Consider the following 17,658-nt stretch of genomic DNA (forward strand, 5'->3'; position numbering starts at 1 on the left):
TCCAAAGGGCAATCAGTAAGTTATCGCACGTAATAGACTTACCGGAAATAAAATAAGGCTCCATTGCATTATCTGTCGCGGTTTGGGGTTTTATATGCTGATTTGGTGTGAATATGATTCTTTGGGTTCGGCGCGCGCCCTAGGTCGCACACTACATTTCGCGGTTGTGGCAAAGTTATGTTGTTCGCTTACCTGTGAAGATGCGCTAGTAAGGGAATATCCGTGCTGCGTGATCCTTTCGGTACGAGACTGCCAGAGGGAAAAAGCTGTTGCTGGCTGGTCTACTATCTGCGTGTTCTATGTATTGCGCGCATTCCTTACATTACATTCGCGCGCGGAAGTGTTCAGATTGCAGACAGGGGGGTGTCAACTTGCAGATAAGGGGGCCTATTTGACCGCGAAAACCGGGCTTATAAGCGCTCAAGGCCGATCTGTCCCCTATGTGTGGTATGATCAGAGGGGTATGTAGTTTATTACTCCTCCGGCAACCCCAAATCCGGCAGCCCCTCCACGATGTCCACGGTCTTTACGCTGACGGTGGTGACGCGCTTGATGAGGTCTGCGATGTACCACTTGTTGTCGGGGTCGTTGGGGTCGTGGGTGATGTCGTAGCGTTTGTAGGTACGCACACGGTACTGGTTGACGAGCCATTCCAGCGCGCTGCGGTTCCCCAGACGGTAATCGTGTGCCCGTTCGGGAATGCCTTCGAGCGTGAGGAAGTCGTTGTACTTGATCGCAGTCTTGTTCTGGCGAAACCGCATTTTCTCAACGCGCCACTCGTAGTTGGCAGCGTCGTCTTCCACTTCATTCAGCGGATACGGCTCCGCGTCTTTGTAGCCTACGTGCAGCTCGGCCAGTTGCGCACCGGCCTCCACGAAGCCGCGAAATGCGTCTGTATCGGGTGCAAAAGGGATGCGGGGGAGTTGGCGCTTGAGGTTGCCTTCGTAGCGCTCACGGTAGCCTGTGTGGTGCAGCACGCCGTAGACGTAGTAGAAGATGTCGCGCTTGGTGATGGTCGCATCGTCATAGTGCGACCGGAAGCGCTCCAGCGCCCAATCGGTCACGTTCTCCCGACGGTTTGTGCCGTCTTCGTCGTAGACGTAGAAGGGGAAGCATTGGGAATCGCCCGTGAGGTGGAGATCCGCAATCTGGTCTGTGGCGAGACAGTGGAAGTCCTTCGTATTGCTCGTGGTGCGAAGGGCGATAATGACGCTCTCTTCCTCTGATTCACGAGAAGGCAGCACCTTGGGGAACTGACTGGTTCGGTGTACCAGCGTCCGATCAAAATAGAGGTGTTTTTTGCAGAAAGGGCGGAAGTGTGCATGCCGGATTTTGTCGGCATCGTAATTTACTCGCTTTCCGCGTTTCGCTGCGCTACGAAGACTACTGCTCCACTTGATTTGCTTGTCATCGTTTAGCAAAAACTCTCGCAGGTTTGCATCACGGTCATTCCGTACCTCCCAGCGGTGCACTTCATCGTTGTAGGTAGCAATGAACTGCTTGATGCGGTTGCGAAGCTCCGCTTTATCGAAGTCGTACACCCAGCCATCCCGGTTCGTGTTGACACCAAGACTGTACGTCTCAAAAATCGTCTCCGCCTCACCCCAGTCGGCCTTCTTGTCTTCTTTCGTGCCGAGGGGAATGTACGCCTCAAACTCCCGCGTCGTCGGCTCCACCAGCCAGCGGTGCTTGGCATCCGGTTCCAGTTCGTCCCACGCGATGCCGCGCCAGTCTTCGGCGTCGTTCATCACCGCGTAGCGCTCCTCTTTCGTCAGGAACTCCTCCATTCGAAAATAGCGGATGTCGCAGGTTTCGGGGTCGCCGTCTGCATGCTTCACGAAGAAGGTGACGCTCACGCCGACCTGAATCCCGAAGACGTTGTGCGTGGTGCCGCTGAGTTTCGGATTCTTGCGGACGTTCCCGCCGCAGTCCAGCACGTAGATCGCGTCGAAGTCCTCTGCCAGGTGTTTCCGAACACCATCGAATGAGTTTTTATGGACAAAGCTACTATTTGTCACGTACGCCACGATGCCCTCATCCCCAATCCGGTCGGTGGCCCACCGAATCGCCTTCACGTAGGGATCGTAGAGCGCATTTTTGTTCGTGGCTGACGAATCAGATGCATACGTTTCTCGCACCCGGCTATCCACGTGTTCATACGTTCTATTTCGGTTATTATCGTTCGCATTAACCTGTTTTGAGTTGTACGGCGGGTTGCCAATCACCACGGTGATGGACTGCTCTTGCTGCTGCTTGACGCGCTCGGTGTTCTCTGGCGTGAAGAGTTGCGGGGATTGGCGCTGGTCTTCTGCCTCGAACGTATCCACCAAGCACACGCCCTGAAAAGGCTCGTAGGTGCCCATGCGCTCGTAGTAGGCGTGCTCAATGTTGAGTGAGGCGATGTAGTAAGGCAGCAGCATCACTTCGTTGGCGTGCAACTCGGGATCGCCCTCGGACCCGTATTTCTGCGGAAGTTGGCGACGGGGAATCTCTTGCATCAGGCGCACAATGAAGTTGCCTGTGCCTGTGAATGGGTCGAGCACATGCACACCCGAATCCCCAATAGACACGCCGAACTCCTCCTGCAAAAGCCCGGTCACGCTGTTCGTCATGAAGTCCACAATGGGCTGCGGCGTATACACAATGCCGTGCGTATCGGCTACATCGACCGCAAAGCCCTGAAAGAACTGCTCGTAGACCGTGTTGAGAAACTCTTGCTTCTCGGAAAAGTCGGTGGCTGCGTCGGCAGCGTTCTCGATGGCCAGATAGAAGCGGTCAAGCGGCTTCAGAAACTCGGTGCGCGAAAAGGAACGCGACGTAAGCGCATCAATGACCTGCTCAATTTCGCGGGCAATGATGTTGCGGCGCACAAATGCATCATTCTGGAAGACCGTACGGAAGAGGCGGCTTGTGAGCAAGTGCTGAATGAGCATCTCTTCCACGGCCTCCCGCGAAAGGTTCGGGTTGATGGCCTGCTGGCAGAGCGCAAAGAAGTCGCTGAATGCCTGCCGGAAGCTCGCGTTTTGGTCGAGCTCGTCTTCAATGATACCGCGTAGTGCCTGCCCGATGTCGGGCACGCGGTCCTTGAACTCGGACACAGCGGCTTCCCACTCTTCATGGGCAGGCTCCTCGTAGTCAAAGAACATCCGCAGGCAGTCCACAAGGTGCTGCGGGTCCGTAATGTCCGCATCGAACACAACACCGCCGTCCTGCACCAGCACAGCCCGATTGGGCTCCTGAAAGATGATGTTGCTGGTCGGGTACCCCTTGTCGATCTTCTTCTGGATCTCGCGGTCGAGATCGTCGGCGCTGTCTTTTGCTTCCCAGAAGCCTTTGCGCAGATCGAAGTGATCCACCAGCACGCCGTCAGGACGAATGTTGCGTTCGCGCAGCGTCTTTTCAGGCACGAGCGTCCAACCCATCTGCTGCCCCCCGTGGTTGAGCAGATCCCGAAAGGCCGTGCGCACAGCACCTTCGTGTTCAGCCCCCACGTTGGCATAGGATTGAAGCTGGTCGTAATAGTCCTGAACGGCCTGATGAGAGGGCTTGAGGTTCAGTTTTGACATGCGGGATGCGAAGGTTTTGGATGTGTGAGCACGCGTATACACGCACGCTTGTGGCCCAACGTGCGTTTCGTGGGATACAGATTGAGGCTGCAAAAGCGGTGTTTACCGGACACTTACACGATGCAGGATCTACCCACGGGGCCGGATTGGGACGCGGGGCCATGTCTGCTCTGCTGCGTCCGGTGCCTGCCCCGATTGCTAAAACGGCAACTGCTGGGCATCGCCGATGCAACCGGCGTGGCTCCCGACTCTTGCCTCGATACCTGCACGCCGCAGGAGCAACCGGGCATGGTGCGCGTGTCGCTCGGCCTGTACAATACGCGGGCGGATGTTGACGCAGCGGCCGACGCCCTCGCCGACATCGCCGCACGGCCGGACGCATACCGCTCGAAATACCGCGCGCTGCGCAATGGACACGGCGATTGGGCGCACACCGACTTCAACGTGCCGCCGCACGAGCTGCTGACCCTGGAGGGTGCGGCCGACGATTGGGTGCGCGACGCCTTGTCCTCGTAGGCGACGCCGCACGCAGCGCCCCCGGCCGGTTCATGGTACCCTCGCCTGGACTTGAACCAGGATTTGCAGCTTAGGAGGCCGCCGTTCTATCCAGTTGAACTACGAGGGCTTCGTGCCGGTGCGCGGTTACTGCGTGTTGCGCCACGGTGTTTCTGACGGGTCGTACCACGGATTGTCGTCGGGGACTTCGCGCCCCGCGTGGGCCGCGCTGTACCGCAGGTAGTTCTCGGCATACGTCCGAATGCGCGCCACCTCGGCGTCCGTGAGCGAGCGCACCACCCGCGCCGGCTGCCCCAGCACCATCGACCGGGGCGGCACCTCGGTACCGCCGGTAACCAGCGCCCCCGCCCCCACGATGCTGCACGTGCCAATCACGGCATGATCCATCACCGTCGCGCCCATGCCTACAAGCACCGTGTCTTCAATCGTGCAGCCGTGGATGATGGCCCCGTGGCCAATCGTCACGTACGCGCCCACGTCGGTTGGGGCCGTGCCGTGGGTGACGTGCACGCAGCTGTTGTCCTGCACGTTCGACGCCTTCCCGATGCGAATGGCGTTCACGTCGCCCCGCACGGTGGTGTTGTGCCAAATGCTCGCGCCCTCGCCCAACGTTACGTCGCCCAGCACGACCGCCGAGTCGGCTATGTAGTTGCTTTCATTATACCGCGGGTGCTGCCCTAGAAACGATCGGATCATGGCGTCAGAAAACCGGTGGATGGGTGTGACGCTGCAACATCGGCATTTTCACACCGGATTGCAACGCCCGGCCCTGCCGGCCTATGGCACACCGCCACACATGCGGCGTACATACCATTCCACGCCTTTTCGCACAGACCGCTTCCGCACATCGTGGCTGGATACAAAGGACACGTGGCCGGTGCCTCCGTATTTGGTACAGGCTACGTGGCAGCACTGATTTACGTCTTTTCGATCAACGCGGCCTATCAGCAGTTCACCGCGTGGGAGCTCCTTGCCTATCCGCTGGGCGTTTTTGTGCTGGCCCTCTTGTTCGGATTGTGGCCCGACGTGGACACCGACTCGAAGGGGCAACGCGTATTCTATGTGCTGTTCTTCCTGACGGACCTCTACCTGATCCTGATGGGCCACTTTCGCTACGCGGCCTACCTCGGCCTCTTTGCGCTCGTACCCGCCATGGGCAAGCACCGCGGGTGGACCCACACCTGGTGGGCCATGCTCCTCGTCCCGGCGCCCATCCTCGTACTGCCGTATTTCCACATGCCCGAGCGTCCGCTGGTAGGCGTGCCGTTCTATGGGGCGGCGGTCATCGGCTACTTTAGCCACCTGGTGCTCGACGGCGTCTTTCCTGGCATGGAGCGCACCCGATAGCTCATGGATGAGACCGACGCGTCGCCCCCCAACGAGCCGTCTGCCGCTTCGTCCGACAGCCGCGCCGGGTCGGTGGCAGCGGGCATTCTGTCGAGCCGCGTGGCCGGGCTGCTGCGCGAGAGCGCCTTTGCCTACTACTTTGGCGTAAGCGCCTTCACCGACGTGCTGCAGGTCGCGTTCAAGTCGCCCAACCTGATCCAAAACTTGCTGGGCGAGGGCACGATCTCGGCGGCCTTCATTCCGGTGTACACCCGGCTGTTGGAGGAGGAGTCGCCCGAGGCGGCCGGCCGCTTCGCAGGGGCCATCTTTGGCCTGCTCTTGGCTATCGTGGGCGTGCTTGTCATTGTGGGCGTGGTGGCGGCGCGGCCGCTGGCCATCGTCCTTGCACCGGGCTACGTGGGCGATGCGGCCCAAGTGGCCGCCGGCGCGCGCGCCATCAACCGGCTGGACCTGCTCGTCGATGCGGTGCGCATCATCTTTCCGATGGCAGGCCTGGCGACCCTCGCGGCGTGGGCGCTGGGCATCCTCAACAGCCACCGGCAGTTTTTCATTCCGTACGTGGCCCCTGCGCTGTGGAACGTGAGCATTATCGCGGCCCTCGCGGCGGGCGCGCTGTACTGGACGGGCACGCCCTGGACGCCCGCGGCCCTTGCCTCCGACCAGCTCGCGCGGCTCGTGCTCGCGGCCTGCGGCGGCGCCCTGGTGGGCGGCGCGCTACAGTTTGGCGTGCAGCTCCCGTTTGTGGCGCGCCACCTCACGGGCTTCCGCCTGTCGCTTTCCACCCAGGTGCACGGCGTGCGCGATGCGCTGCGGGCGTTTGGTCCGGTTGTGGCGGGCCGCGGCGTGGTGCAGCTGTCCAGCTACCTCGATACCTTCCTGGCCACGTTTCTGGCCGTTGGCGCGCTCAGCGCCCTTCGCTTTGCGCAGCTGTTCTACCTGCTGCCCATCAGCCTATTTGGACTGGCTGTGGCGGCCTCCGAGCTGCCCGAGCTGTCGCGCCTCACGGCGGCGGCCCGGCAAACGTTTGCCGAACGCGTGCGGCGCTCGCTCCGCCAGATCGCCTTCCTCACCGTGCCCACCGTCGTGGGCTACCTATCGTTTGGCTACTTGCTGGTGGCCGCCCTGCTGCAACGCGGACAGTTTGGCGTGGCCAGCACCTGGCTCGTGTGGCTGGTGCTGGGGGCCTACGCGCTGGGCATCCTCGCCTCGACCTTCGCGCGGCTGCTGCAAAATGCGTTTTACGCCGTTGAGGAAACGAAGACGCCTGCCCGCGTGGCCGCGTGGCGCGTGGGCGTCTCGACCGCCGTGGCCCTGCCCGCCATGTTTTTGCTCGATCGGGTGGCGCTGACGGCGGTGGTGGGCCATCCGTTGGCGGGCGAGCCGCTGTTTTTGGGCGCCGTAGGGCTGGGCTTGGGCGCGAGCGCCGGGGCGTGGATGGAGCTGTGGTGGCTCCGCCGTGCCCTGCACGCCCGCTTGCCGGCCCTCGTCCTGCCGTGGCGCGCCATCGGCCGGATGGGCCTGCTGGCTACGATCGTCGGTGCGCTATGCACGGGCCTCTGGTGGATGCTGCCGGCGTGGCCGCCGCTCGTGCTGGCGGGCTTGGTGGGCGGAAGCTTTGCGGGCTGTTACCTCGCGGGCGCCGCGGCGCTTGGCTTCCCCGAAGGCCGCGCCTGGACGCACCAGCTGCGCCGGCGCCTCCCGTGGTAGGGCGTCAGGGATCGCCGCTTACGCATCGCTACGCGTATCCTGCACCGCCGCTACAAAGGCCCGGACCTTTTCGGCATCGAGCATGCCGTTGGTGCGCACGCCGCTACACACATCCACCCCAAACGGCCGCACCTGCGCAATGGCTGCCGCCACGTTGCCCGCGTGCAAGCCGCCCGCCAGAAAAACGGGCACGTCTACGGCATCACGAATGGTGCGGCTGATCGCCCAGTCGTGCACGCGCCCCGTGCCGCCTAACTCCTTCACCGCAGCCTGCGGATTCCCTGAATCGAGCAGTAACGCGTCGACATGCGGTGCTGCCGCTGCCGCCTCTGCGCGGGCCGCGGGGCCTTGTACGTGAATGACTTGCACCAAATGGGTGCGCGGCAGTGCCCTGCGGAGCGCCTTATCGTCCGACGGATCTATCGCATCACACAACTGCACCGCCGTTGCGCCGATGCGCTGTTGCTGCGCGATGATGGCGGCGGGGCGCTGCGCGCTGGTCAGCAAAAACGTGGCCACCGGCGGGGGCACCTGGGCTGCAATCCCGCGCGCCGTCGCTTCGTCGATGACACCCGGCCCGCTGGGCATGGCCGACACAAGCCCGAGCGCGTTTGCTCCAGCCAACACCGCTTCGCGCGCCTCAGCCGGACGCTGAATGCAGCAGATTTTTATGCGAGGTACCGGCATACGAATACAGGGCATTGAGGGCGCAGGGCAAGCAGTATGGAACAGAAGCCGCGCGGCCCGCGGGTTGATCCCCTAACCACAAACGGACCCGCCGGCCGTGCCGACGGGTCCGCGTGCGTTTTTGCTTTGGTTTGGTTGCGGCCGCTAGCGTTCCAGCGTACCACCAAACGGAATGATGTGCGTATCGAAGCCCGCCTCGTCAAAGACCTCCGTGAAGTCGTCTAGGTCAATCTGGTTGAAGGGGAAGGTGTTGTAGTGCACCGGCACAAACAACGCCGGATCGACCATATCCGCCGCCATCAGCGCGCCCTCAATGCCCATCGTCACGGTATCGCCGATGGGAGCAAGCATCAGATCGACGTCATACATATCGCCAATCCACTGCATTTCGGCAAAAGGTGCCGTGTCGCCGGTGTAGTACACGCACTGGTCGGCAAGCTCCAGCACAAAACCAACGGGCACGCCGCCGTAGCTTCCATCGGGGAAAGACGACGTGTGGCGCGCATGCACAGCTTCCACCGAGCCCCAGTCAAAGTGCACCGTTCCGCCTTCGTTGAGGGGCTGCACCTTCTCGTGATCGTAGTCGCTCCCCACGCGCGAAATGACCTCAAACGTACCAATTACTGTGGGATCGCTGGCCGCCAGCACGCCCTCAATGTCGGCGTAGTGATCGAAGTGCGCATGCGACAGCAACACTACGTCGGGCGACAGGTCTGCGGGCACCGTCTCGGTGTGCGGGTTGTCGTTAAAGAACGGATCGAACAGCAACGTCGTGCCGCCGGTCTCGATCTGAAAAGTGGAGTGGCCGAAGTATGTAAGCGTCATAGCGATTGCGGAATGATGAAAAGACCCGTGTCACTGCGCTGTACGACCGTAACGAAGCAGAGGTGCTCTTCAGGCCGGGGCGTTACAACATTGAAAGGTCCCCGTGGCGTGCGTGGTGAAACGTGAGCGGTCGACGGATCACCGATACACACGTAAAGAACGAATTACATGTCGACTGCGCCTTTGTATTTGAAGGCACTGCGTACCATCTTGAATGTGCGTACTTCACGTAGGCTTTATCTGACACGTCTGTACCGGCCCAGCTGCGCGCAGTCCCTGATGAGATGTCAGACAACGCCTGCCGCCTGCATGGTTTTCTCTCCTTACGGCCCTCGTTTTTATGTCGCAACAACGCGTGCAGCAGGTCTTCCTCAATCATATCGAATGGTGGCTCAGTGTAGCCGCACTGCTCGTCATTGTCGGCGCCCCGATGGCCGCAGGCGCGACGGGGCTTCTCTTTTGGCAAATTATGGCGAGCGTAGCCATTGCGGTGGGCATGATCCACGCCGGTATCTTTTGGACCGTGCGGCGGCGGCAGCAACGCGTGCGGGAGCAAACCATCGCCGAATTGCGGCAGATGCTGTCGGATGTGGTCAAAAATCAACTGACCGTCATCGATTTATATCTGCCCGAAAAAGAACAGATGATCATGCGGCAAGAGCTCAACGGCATTCGCAAGACCCTCACCGACATCGGAGCGGTCGTCGAGACGCTTTCAGACGAGACCGTTCGGGACTGGAAGGCGCGGTATGACACCATCCCGCACGCCCCAAACGTTTCACCGGGGCGCTCCAACTGCTCATATTCGGTATCCAATGACATCATGCAATAGGCGGCTATTTTATACGCCGAATTCACAAAAATAGTGCACAATGCGTTCTTTTCACTTTTACTTTAAAATCGTCCAGTAGGTCGTATCGGACACGCGCAACTCGCATTTGGGGGTTAAACACCGGTACCTGTTATGAGACAAACTGCTACGACGTTACGCTATCTCAGCATCTTCTTTGCATCCTGTGCGCTACTTCTTGTAGGGTTTTTGCCATCTACAGGCTATGCGCAGCAGACCGCCGACCTGCAAGTTATCCATAATGCCGCAGGGTTTGGCGATGTGGATATCTACATCCTTGACAGCGGCGGCACACAGCTTGATAAGCTCAATGACTTCCCCTTCCGCGGCGCACTCGTTGCAAGCGGCGTACCTGCCGGGCAAGACCTCACGCTCACGGTGAATGACGCCAGCAGCACAAGTTCGAGCGATCAGCAGGTAACTTCGCAAACGGTCAACTTTGCAGCTGATACGTTCAACCAAGCCATCGCCCTGGGCGATGTAGGTGATTTCTCGCTGTCGGTCGTCAACAACCAAACCACCACCGCCGGCGGAAGCGGATTGATTGACGTGTTTGCCGTACATGGCACGCCTGACGCAGGAACCGTTGATGTGCTCACCCGCGGGGCTGTTGTCGTCGACGCGCTTGGCTACAAGCAGACGGTCTTGTACGATAACTTGCCCACTGACGATTACGTGGTGCGCGTGGGTCCCAACGACAATTCGTCGTTCCTAGCGTCGTACAATGCCAACCTGCAGGCACGTGGACTGGACAATGTAACGGTGACCGTTTTAGCATCGGGGTTTGTGAACCCCTCCACGGGCAAACCCAGCTTCGTCGTTGCTGCGGTTCCCCCGCAAGATTTGTCTACAACCCCAACCGACAACTTCATTGAACTATCCCCGGCGCCACAAACGCTCATCATCAATGAGTTTTTTGCCAATCCAGGCAGCTCGCAAGACACGAACGGCGACGGCATAAACGGCGGCGATGCAGAGGAGGAGTTCATTGAGGTTGTAAATATCTCAGGCGGCACCATTGACCTCTCGGGGTATGTGCTGCGTGATGCTGCCGACAACACCTACACGTTTCCGTCGGGCACGTCGCTCGCGCCCCAAGAGGCGGCAACTATTTTCGCTGGCGGCACGCCCACCGGCATTCCAGGCGTTACGGACACCGGAAGTCCTGCGCTCAACAACGGGGGCGACATCATCTACCTGGAAAACGACACCGGCACGCAGCTAGACATCGTCGACTACGACACGGCGTTTGCCCCCGAAGCGGACGGCACCTCTTCCACCCGCAACCCTGACTTCTACGGAGGCATGGTGGAGAGCACCACGCTTGGTTCGGCGTTTACCCCCGGCACCACCACGGGCGGCGGCGCGCTTCCCGTCGAGATGGGCGCCTTTACTGCCACCGCCGATGGCCGCGACGTCCTGCTTCGCTGGACGACCCTTGCGGAGACCAATAACAGCCACTTTGAGGTTCAGCAGAAGGTTGACGGCGCGTTTCAAGCCGTTGGACGCCGCGAGGGTGCCGGCACCACCCAAACCGAAACGTCGTATCGCTTCCGCGTGCGTGGCCTTGCACCGGGCTCCTACGCTTTCCGGCTCCGCCAGGTCGATGCCGACGGCGATGTGTCGTTTGCGGGCCCCGTGACGGCCATCGTGGGCCTCCGCGGCGCATATCAGTGGGCAAACGTAACGCCGAACCCGGTGCGCACCACCGGCCGAACGCGCTTGCAAGTGCAAAAGACGCAATACGTCACCGTGACGCTGTATGACATGCTTGGCCGTGAGGTGAAAACGCTCTATCGCGGTACGCTTGGGGCGGGCCGCGCGCAGAGCATTGCGCTGGAGGCCGGTGATTTGCCCAGCGGACTCTACCTCCTGCGCGCCCGCGGCGAAACGTTCAGCAGCACCCAGCGCGTGACCATCGTTCGGTAGGCCTTTCCCGGCAGCCCCGTTTCGTCTTGCTGCTCCCCTGGGCGGACTGCAACCCCTGCGGGTGCAGTCCGCTGCTTGTTTACACGCGGCCCGCGGGCGGACGCGGCGTCTAATCGTCACCCTCGCTGCCTTTTGTACGCAGCACAAAGGGCCCCATGGCCAGCGTGTGCTTGGCGACCGTCACAATGCGCACGATGTAGGCAAGCAGTACCATAAACGGCAGCAGCGTCACGGCCGTTGCCAAAGCCACAACCCACACCATGCCATCGAGGCCCGCCAGGGTCCACAGGCTTGCAGTCATTCCGGCATCCGCGTACAAGATCATGCAGGTGGCGACAAGAAGCGCCGGAATGGAGGTGTACAGCAAAAAACGCGACAGGTCAATGAGCTCCCACTGAAAATACAGCGTCTTGATGTGCTCGCGCGTGGGGCCAAACAGCGTGAGCAGGTTCACGACCGCCTCCAAAGCGGCCTCTACCCCCTGTGCCTCTCCGTTCACTGCATCCATCGCCTGCAGGCGGCGCCCCTCGTTGATCTTCTGCGAGTAGTTGTAGTTGAGCGCGGCAAACACCACCGCAAACGTGCCAAACTGCGCACCGGACAGCTGATCCGCAACCTCCTCGGCATGTGCCGCGGTGTCCTCGCTGTAGGTGCACAGGGCCTCCCGCGCGTCGTCCGCGGGCAACGCATCGTTGGCTGCTTTCCCCACCGCTTTGGCACGCGCGGCAATGCCCCGAAGCAACGCCTCAAGAAACGCGGCCGGGGCGGGCGGACTCACGGCCAGATCCAACGCGTCGGCCACTTCCGCACGAAAGGACAACGCCTTATCCATCCGCTCCTGCTGATCGCCCAGCGGCCCCAGCTCTTGTGAAAGCACCACCTGGTTGATCGAAATAACGAGCGATACCGCCGTGATAATGGCTGTTAGCAGCCCCTGGAACAGCGTCTCGACGGGATCGCCCGACGCAAGCGAAGCGGGCGCTACCGCCCCGCCTACAAGCAAAACCACAACGACAAGCCCCACGGCCGCTGCGGCCACCCATCCGCGGCTGGCATTCATCAAAACCCAGAGCTTTACGCGGCTTTGGTTGAGGCGCCCACGCATCGTGTCGCGGGTGGAGGTTGGGTGGGATGGCATCAAAGATTGTGTCTTAGGAGCAAGAGCAAAAACCGCATGGACACTGCGGCGTGTGCTTTGTATTATACAAATCGTGGTGCCCAATGTCTTTCCCTCATGATTGAGCGGTTATGTCCGATTGGTCCCTTCCCAACACTGCGCATCGCGTAGCCGAACAGTCGTTTGATGCCCAAGGCGCAGGGCATCTGCACCTACAAGTGCCCGGGGCACGCGTGCGGCTCACCCCCGCCGAGGCCCGCCTCACGATTCAGAGCTACCTGACGGCCCCTTCTGCCGATCAGGCCCAACAGCGCATGCGCACCCTGCCCCTGAGCACCCAGCAAGCAGGGGCCGACATCCACGTGCAATGGGAGGCCGATGCACGCGCCACGGATGCCCGCACGCAATGGCTGCGGCGGTGGAATGAATCGCTTGGTCTGTTTCTGGACATCGCCCTGCCATCGGCTTTCCGCGCAACGCTTCACATGGCCGGCGGGGGGTGCTGGGCGCACGACCTCTCCAATACCCTTGCTCTGCACGTGTCCGGCGGACGCCTATCGCTCGCGTCGCCGCACGGGCCGGTGAACATTGAGGCCCACGGCGCCACCGTCGCCTGCACCGACGTACATGGCCCGCTGACGCTTCATGGCGCGGGGAGCGATCTGTCGCTGCACCGCCTACAGGCCGATACGACTGTGCACGCAGCCGGCGGCGCGCTCACGGTCTCGGAGGCAACCGCTCCCCTCACGCTGTTCACGAACGGGGTCGCCCTCACCCTGCACGACGCGACGTGCGCCGAGCGCCGCACGAACGGGCAGCCCGTCGCGGCATAGGCGCGGCCGCGTGGAAGCGCTCCCACGAAACACTGCTGCACCGGACTGTTCTGATTGATAGCTCGTTACCCCTCGCTTTACTCTTGCTCCCATGCCGGAAACCGAAACGGCACCGCGCACCCGCTTTCTCGCCCCATCGTTCTCGAAGGCCCTCATCTTGGAGGAACCCGATCCCTCCCTGGACGACTACCTGCGCGAGCAGGGCATCACGCCCGAGCGCCTTCCCAAATCGGCGACCGAAAATATCGACCACGTGGTGGAGCGGCTTGCGGAGGGCCACCACGACCTGCTGTACAAGCGCAGCAAGTTTCCGGTGACGGAGGACGTGCTGCAGGCCTCGCCCAACCTTGCCGCGATCATGCTGTGCTGCATTGGCGACGACACGGTCGACAAGAAGGCCTGCGCACGCGAGGGCGTGCTGGTGATGAACGACCCGGTGAGCAACGGGCGCTCGGTGGTGGAGTTGGTGATGGGCGAGATGGTATGCCTTGCGCGGCGCATCTTCTCGGCGAATGATGCCGGGCGGCAGCATCTGTGGACGAAGGATAGCGCGCGCCGCTACGAGCTGAAGGGCAAGACGCTGTCCATTGTGGGCCTGGGCAATATCGGCAAGCAAGTGGCGCGCATCGCCGATGCCTTTGGCATGGACATCTGCTTTTACGACCGTTCGGACGTGGCCCGCGAGGTGGGTGCTACGCTCGGATGGCGCGCCTGCCACTCGCTTGACGAGGCCTTTCGGGCCGGCGACTTTGTGACGCTGCATGTGTCGGCCGAAGATCCGCGGGGGCAATCGAATGCGGGCCTCATCACGTACGATCACTTCCAGCAGCTAGCCGCCGACCGGCCCGCCAACAGTCCGCGCGGGTTCATTAACGCGGCTCGTGGATTCCTTTTTGACCCCTCGGACCTGACGCGCGCCGTGAACGAGGGCCATGTGCGGGCCGCGGCCATCGATGTGTATCCGGAGGAGCCCGGCAGCGCCGACGATTCGTGGCAGAATCCGTATGCCGAGCTGGAGGACGTCGTGACGACGCCGCACATTGGCGCTGCCACGCAAGAGGCCCAGCCGCGCATCGCGAAGCACATGGCCGGCTCAACGCGCCTGTTCAACGAACAAGGCACGGTGCGCGACACGGTGTTTGCGCCGGGCCAGCAAATTGGCGTTCGTGCCGAGCCGCCGTACTGGGTCCTTGCGGTGGTGCACAGCGACGTGCGCGGTACGAAGAAAGCCATCGACGACAGCATCTACGAAGCCGGGGCCAGCAACGTGCAGTCCAACCACTGGGATTTTCCGGCGTACGGCATCGCGTACGACATCAGCGCCATCGACCAGCCGCTGGCCAAAGATCAACTCGAACGGTTGATCGAGCGGGCGGCCGATCTTTCAGACGATCCATCCGCGATTCGCTCCCTCCGCCAGTTCAAGGTCAACGGCGAATAGCCGAAATTAGGCGTCGGTCACGCCGTGCCACTTTTCGAGCACCTCGGCTGTATGGTCGCCGGTTTTGGGGCGCTTGAACACATGGCGGATGGTGCCTTCGGGATCGATGAGATAGGTGGTGCGCTTCGTTCCCATGAAGGTGTTGCCGTACATATTCCGCTCGCCGTACACGCCGTAGGCGTTCAGGATGTCGTGGTCGGGGTCGGCCGCCAGCGGAAACGGAAGCTGGTGCTTAGCGGCAAAGGCTTCATGCGAGGCCACGTCGTCCTCCGATACGCCAATGACGGCGAGGCCTGCATCCTGCAATGTTTGATAGCCGTCGCGCAGGTTGCACGCCTGCTTGGTGCACCCGGGCGTGTCGTCCTTGGGGTAGAAGTACAGCACCACCCATTGTCCGCGGAAATCGCTGAGGCGCACGGTGCCCTCCGGAGTGGGCGCTTCGAAGTCTGGGGCTTGGGTGCCGACGGGCAGGCGATCGATGGTTGGCGGCATGGATAGGCAAACGTGTTAGCGACAAAGCGAGCGCAACGATCGGACGCACGCGGCCCGCGCGGGATCCATCCGGCAGCGCGCCTTCGCCCGGCCGCCGCTCAATGACCCGCAGCGGCGAGGTCTTGCGCAACCTCAGCGTAAAACGCATTGGCCTCGAACGCCGACTTCCCCAGCGACCGGTCGAGGCCCACTTGCTGGGCGTGGTTGGCCGCCAGGGTCCCGCGGAAGTCGCCCCACTGGGCGCTCTCAATGGAGACGAGTCCGTCGTTGAGGCCTTCGCGGTCGTACAGGTACGCATTCAGGACGCGCATCACCGGATCGACCGGCACGTCCGTCCCGCGGCCCGCGGCGCCGGCGTACGACCAGTACGTCACCGACGGATGGTTGGGCACCTCGGGGTTGAACGCCTCTTGGATGTGCTCGGGGGTGAGCTCTCGGATCGACTGCAAGGCGTTGGCGGGGCCGTGGTCCGAGACCTGTGCGCCCAGCCAGTCGGCCATCTCGCCGATCCAGCCGCGCACCGCCGGGGGCTGCTCCAGGATGAACGAGGCAACCGACGAGCCGCGGTGGGGCGTGGCCACCGTCACCAGCACATCCACGTGGGCGTGCCAGCCCATGGCGTGGATGAGATAGCGCGCGTCGAGCCCGCCCATGGAGTGGGCCACGAGGGTGCAGCGCGTAGCGCCCAGCGCCTCCAGGATGTGGGTGAGGTGCTGTTCCCAAATTTGGGTGCGCACCTTCACGGTGCTGTAGGGCGGCACGTTGGGCGCGAACGCCCGCACGCCGCGGCTGCGCAGGTGCATGGCCGCCGTATGCAAGTGGCCGCCGCGCCGCACCGCCCCGCCAATGCCAAATCCGTGCATGAGGACGACCGGGTGCCGCACCGGAATGACCGGAGGCTGCGGACGGCTGTCGAGCCCGGCCCAGCGCTTCACGGCATTCGAGGTCAGGTTGGCCATAACAGGTAGCAGGTCAGTGGATGAGGAGCACGGCCCAGCCTGCATACGCAACGGCGAGCGGGCCGCGGATGTTATCGTTGAGGGGAAGGGGCCACACTTCCACAAGCGCGCCCACGGCCACGGCCACGGCTCCGGCCCCCAGCAGCGACGGGGCACTGATGAACCAGACCAGCAGGCCGGTGCCCACGAAGGCAGCGGAGCCTTCTACGGTTCGATCTTGCGCGGGCCACGGGTGGGTGCCCCACCGGCGCCCCACCAGGGCCGCAGCGGCATCGGCGAGCAGCGCAGCGGGCAGTGCCGCGCGGGCAATGGACAGCGGCGTGCTGCACGCCACCAGGGCCGCCCCTACAAGCATCGCAGAGGCGCCGTTGAGCCGGAACGCGCGTTCCGTCGCCGACCGCTGCTCCTCGGCGCGCATCAGGGTACCAACGGTTGCGGCAACCCACCGCCGAACGCGTGCCGAGCGCGTCTGCGCCCATTCCGCCCCAACGGCACACACAGCAGCCGCAAGGAGCGTGCCTTGCGCCACGGGGTACGGAAGCACATACAAGAGCGCCGTCAGCCCCAGCGCGGTGCTCACGTGCACCATCTTGCGTCGCACCTCCATGGCGAGAGGCAAGGCCCCCTTGTGCATCGGTTAGTTGGTCTGTAGAGCGACGCGCGTCGTAAAGTTATCGACCAGGTCGGGCAGCGTCGCCGCATCTTCAATGATGAGATGCGCGCCGCGCTCGCGCAGCAAGGGGCCATGCGATGCCGCCTCCAGGTACGGCGGCACCATGCCCACCGCCCACATGTTCGCGGCGCGAGCCGCCTTCATGTCATCGACCGAGTCGCCAATGTACACGGTTTCGTCCGGATCGACCGGCCGCCCCGCGGCCGCGAGCAACGTGCGGCAATGATTGAGCGGGTAGGGATCGGGCTTGGGCCGGTCGCCCTGCTTCTCTTTCCCAATGACAAGCGGAAAGTACTGCGTCCATCCAAAATGCTCGATGGTCCACTCGGCCTCATCTTGCGGGCGCCCCGTCACGATGCCCATAATGTCTGCACGCGCTGCCAGCGCATCCAACGTATCCGCGTCAATGAGCGGCTCCTCCTCGGCGATGAATCCGTCCCAGTTGTCGCCGCGGTACCGGCGCTGAAACTCCTCGATCACGCGGCTCAGCGGAATCTCCATGGCCGTATCGGTGATCACCGCGTGCGTCAGCTTCCAGTCGTCGTTGAAGCCGCCTTCGTTTTTATACCGCTGCACGGCATTGGCGCTGATTTGTCGCCCGGTAAAGTGCTCCACCGTTTCTTGGATAGCGCGGCGATAGGAGCGCGATACATCCACCAACACGCCATCCATGTCGAAGAGGATGACGCTTAACGATACAGATTGCGGCATACAGA

16 protein-coding genes and 1 tRNA gene are annotated in these 17,658 nt (G+C 62.3%); 7 read left to right on the top strand and 10 right to left on the bottom strand.

Annotation, left to right across the window (positions count from 1 at the left end; translation table 11 throughout):
- Positions 1-473: 473 nt before the first annotated feature.
- Positions 474-3,566, bottom strand: a complete 3,093-nt coding sequence (locus SALLO_RS0105995; RefSeq protein ID WP_022835411.1) for a type ISP restriction/modification enzyme — start codon at positions 3,564-3,566, stop codon at positions 474-476.
- A gap of 237 nt (positions 3,567-3,803) precedes the next feature.
- On the opposite strand from SALLO_RS0105995, the gene SALLO_RS0106000 reads away from it, so the two are divergent.
- Complete coding sequence (locus SALLO_RS0106000; RefSeq protein WP_157621298.1) at positions 3,804-4,082, top strand: hypothetical protein; 279 nt, start codon at positions 3,804-3,806, stop codon at positions 4,080-4,082.
- A gap of 33 nt (positions 4,083-4,115) precedes the next feature.
- On the opposite strand, the gene SALLO_RS0106005 is transcribed toward SALLO_RS0106000, so the two are convergent.
- Positions 4,116-4,191, bottom strand: a tRNA-Arg gene (locus SALLO_RS0106005).
- Positions 4,192-4,208: 17 nt separating this feature from the next.
- Entirely contained in the window at positions 4,209-4,778 is a 570-nt protein-coding gene (locus SALLO_RS0106010) for a gamma carbonic anhydrase family protein (protein ID WP_022835413.1), read from the bottom strand.
- A gap of 153 nt (positions 4,779-4,931) precedes the next feature.
- Here SALLO_RS0106010 and SALLO_RS0106015 point away from each other — a divergent pair, with 153 nt between their 5' ends.
- Together SALLO_RS0106015 and murJ are read left to right on the top strand one after the other, a co-directional pair.
- On the top strand, positions 4,932-5,429 hold the full coding sequence (locus SALLO_RS0106015; protein WP_022835414.1) for a metal-dependent hydrolase: 498 nt from the start codon (positions 4,932-4,934) through the stop codon (positions 5,427-5,429).
- 3 nt (positions 5,430-5,432) lie between these two features.
- Entirely contained in the window at positions 5,433-7,136 is a 1,704-nt protein-coding gene (murJ, locus tag SALLO_RS15605) for a murein biosynthesis integral membrane protein MurJ (protein ID WP_022835415.1), read from the top strand.
- Between the two features lie 18 nt (positions 7,137-7,154).
- Here the strand turns inward: murJ and SALLO_RS0106025 are convergent, their stop codons facing one another.
- Both SALLO_RS0106025 and SALLO_RS0106030 read right to left on the bottom strand, forming a co-directional pair.
- Positions 7,155-7,823 carry a phosphoribosylanthranilate isomerase gene (locus tag SALLO_RS0106025; protein WP_022835416.1) on the bottom strand — a complete coding sequence of 223 codons (669 nt, stop codon included), beginning with the start codon at positions 7,821-7,823 and terminating at the stop codon, positions 7,155-7,157.
- Positions 7,824-7,967: 144 nt separating this feature from the next.
- Positions 7,968-8,648 carry a metal-dependent hydrolase gene (locus tag SALLO_RS0106030; RefSeq protein WP_022835417.1) on the bottom strand — a complete coding sequence of 227 codons (681 nt, stop codon included), beginning with the start codon at positions 8,646-8,648 and terminating at the stop codon, positions 7,968-7,970.
- Between the two features lie 355 nt (positions 8,649-9,003).
- On the opposite strand from SALLO_RS0106030, the gene SALLO_RS15610 reads away from it, so the two are divergent.
- Positions 9,004-9,480 carry a hypothetical protein gene (locus SALLO_RS15610; RefSeq protein WP_157621300.1) on the top strand — a complete coding sequence of 159 codons (477 nt, stop codon included), beginning with the start codon at positions 9,004-9,006 and terminating at the stop codon, positions 9,478-9,480.
- 132 nt (positions 9,481-9,612) lie between these two features.
- Positions 9,613-11,427 (top strand): lamin tail domain-containing protein, encoded by a 1,815-nt coding sequence (locus SALLO_RS17705; RefSeq protein ID WP_084696187.1) that lies wholly within the window; start codon positions 9,613-9,615, stop codon positions 11,425-11,427.
- A 109-nt stretch (positions 11,428-11,536) separates the two neighbouring features.
- On the opposite strand, the gene SALLO_RS0106045 is transcribed toward SALLO_RS17705, so the two are convergent.
- Positions 11,537-12,565 (bottom strand): hypothetical protein, encoded by a 1,029-nt coding sequence (locus SALLO_RS0106045; RefSeq protein ID WP_028566960.1) that lies wholly within the window; start codon positions 12,563-12,565, stop codon positions 11,537-11,539.
- A 110-nt stretch (positions 12,566-12,675) separates the two neighbouring features.
- Between SALLO_RS0106045 and SALLO_RS0106050 the strand changes: the two genes are divergently transcribed.
- Both SALLO_RS0106050 and SALLO_RS15620 read left to right on the top strand, forming a co-directional pair.
- Positions 12,676-13,377 carry a hypothetical protein gene (locus SALLO_RS0106050; protein WP_022835421.1) on the top strand — a complete coding sequence of 234 codons (702 nt, stop codon included), beginning with the start codon at positions 12,676-12,678 and terminating at the stop codon, positions 13,375-13,377.
- Positions 13,378-13,468: 91 nt separating this feature from the next.
- Positions 13,469-14,818, top strand: coding sequence for an NAD(P)-dependent oxidoreductase (locus SALLO_RS15620; protein ID WP_022835422.1), 1,350 nt, complete (start codon positions 13,469-13,471; stop codon positions 14,816-14,818).
- 6 nt (positions 14,819-14,824) lie between these two features.
- On the opposite strand, the gene bcp is transcribed toward SALLO_RS15620, so the two are convergent.
- From bcp to SALLO_RS15630, 4 genes are all read right to left on the bottom strand, one after another.
- The gene (bcp, locus tag SALLO_RS0106060) at positions 14,825-15,310 is read right to left on the bottom strand and encodes a thioredoxin-dependent thiol peroxidase (protein ID WP_022835423.1); all 486 of its coding nucleotides are present in this window, start codon (positions 15,308-15,310) and stop codon (positions 14,825-14,827) included.
- A 98-nt stretch (positions 15,311-15,408) separates the two neighbouring features.
- Positions 15,409-16,269 (bottom strand): esterase/lipase family protein, encoded by an 861-nt coding sequence (locus SALLO_RS0106065; protein WP_051141319.1) that lies wholly within the window; start codon positions 16,267-16,269, stop codon positions 15,409-15,411.
- A 13-nt stretch (positions 16,270-16,282) separates the two neighbouring features.
- Entirely contained in the window at positions 16,283-16,888 is a 606-nt protein-coding gene (locus tag SALLO_RS17710) for a diacylglycerol/polyprenol kinase family protein (RefSeq protein ID WP_157621304.1), read from the bottom strand.
- A gap of 18 nt (positions 16,889-16,906) precedes the next feature.
- A complete protein-coding gene (locus SALLO_RS15630) occupies positions 16,907-17,653 on the bottom strand; it encodes a TIGR01548 family HAD-type hydrolase (protein ID WP_022835424.1) in 747 nt (248 codons plus the stop codon).
- Positions 17,654-17,658: the final 5 nt, after the last annotated feature.

Source organism: Salisaeta longa DSM 21114, from assembly GCF_000419585.1.
Taxonomy (GTDB): Bacteria; Bacteroidota; Rhodothermia; order Rhodothermales; family Salinibacteraceae; genus Salisaeta; species Salisaeta longa.

What these genes read in the sequence shown, in the direction of transcription:
- SALLO_RS0106030 (WP_022835417.1), bottom strand. Translation starts at nt 8,648, where the DNA reads ATGACGCTTACATACTTCGGCCACTCCACTTTTCAGATCGAGACCGGC.
- murJ (WP_022835415.1), top strand. Translation starts at nt 5,433, where the DNA reads ATGGATGAGACCGACGCGTCGCCCCCCAACGAGCCGTCTGCCGCTTCG.
- bcp (WP_022835423.1), bottom strand. Translation starts at nt 15,310, where the DNA reads ATGCCGCCAACCATCGATCGCCTGCCCGTCGGCACCCAAGCCCCAGAC.
- SALLO_RS0106065 (WP_051141319.1), bottom strand. Translation starts at nt 16,269, where the DNA reads ATGGCCAACCTGACCTCGAATGCCGTGAAGCGCTGGGCCGGGCTCGAC.
- SALLO_RS15630 (WP_022835424.1), bottom strand. Translation starts at nt 17,653, where the DNA reads ATGCCGCAATCTGTATCGTTAAGCGTCATCCTCTTCGACATGGATGGC.
- SALLO_RS0106045 (WP_028566960.1), bottom strand. Translation starts at nt 12,565, where the DNA reads ATGCCATCCCACCCAACCTCCACCCGCGACACGATGCGTGGGCGCCTC.
- SALLO_RS0106025 (WP_022835416.1), bottom strand. Translation starts at nt 7,823, where the DNA reads ATGCCGGTACCTCGCATAAAAATCTGCTGCATTCAGCGTCCGGCTGAG.
- SALLO_RS0105995 (WP_022835411.1), bottom strand. Translation starts at nt 3,566, where the DNA reads ATGTCAAAACTGAACCTCAAGCCCTCTCATCAGGCCGTTCAGGACTAT.
- SALLO_RS17705 (WP_084696187.1), top strand. Translation starts at nt 9,613, where the DNA reads ATGAGACAAACTGCTACGACGTTACGCTATCTCAGCATCTTCTTTGCA.
- SALLO_RS15620 (WP_022835422.1), top strand. Translation starts at nt 13,469, where the DNA reads ATGCCGGAAACCGAAACGGCACCGCGCACCCGCTTTCTCGCCCCATCG.
- SALLO_RS0106050 (WP_022835421.1), top strand. Translation starts at nt 12,676, where the DNA reads ATGTCCGATTGGTCCCTTCCCAACACTGCGCATCGCGTAGCCGAACAG.
- SALLO_RS0106010 (WP_022835413.1), bottom strand. Translation starts at nt 4,778, where the DNA reads ATGATCCGATCGTTTCTAGGGCAGCACCCGCGGTATAATGAAAGCAAC.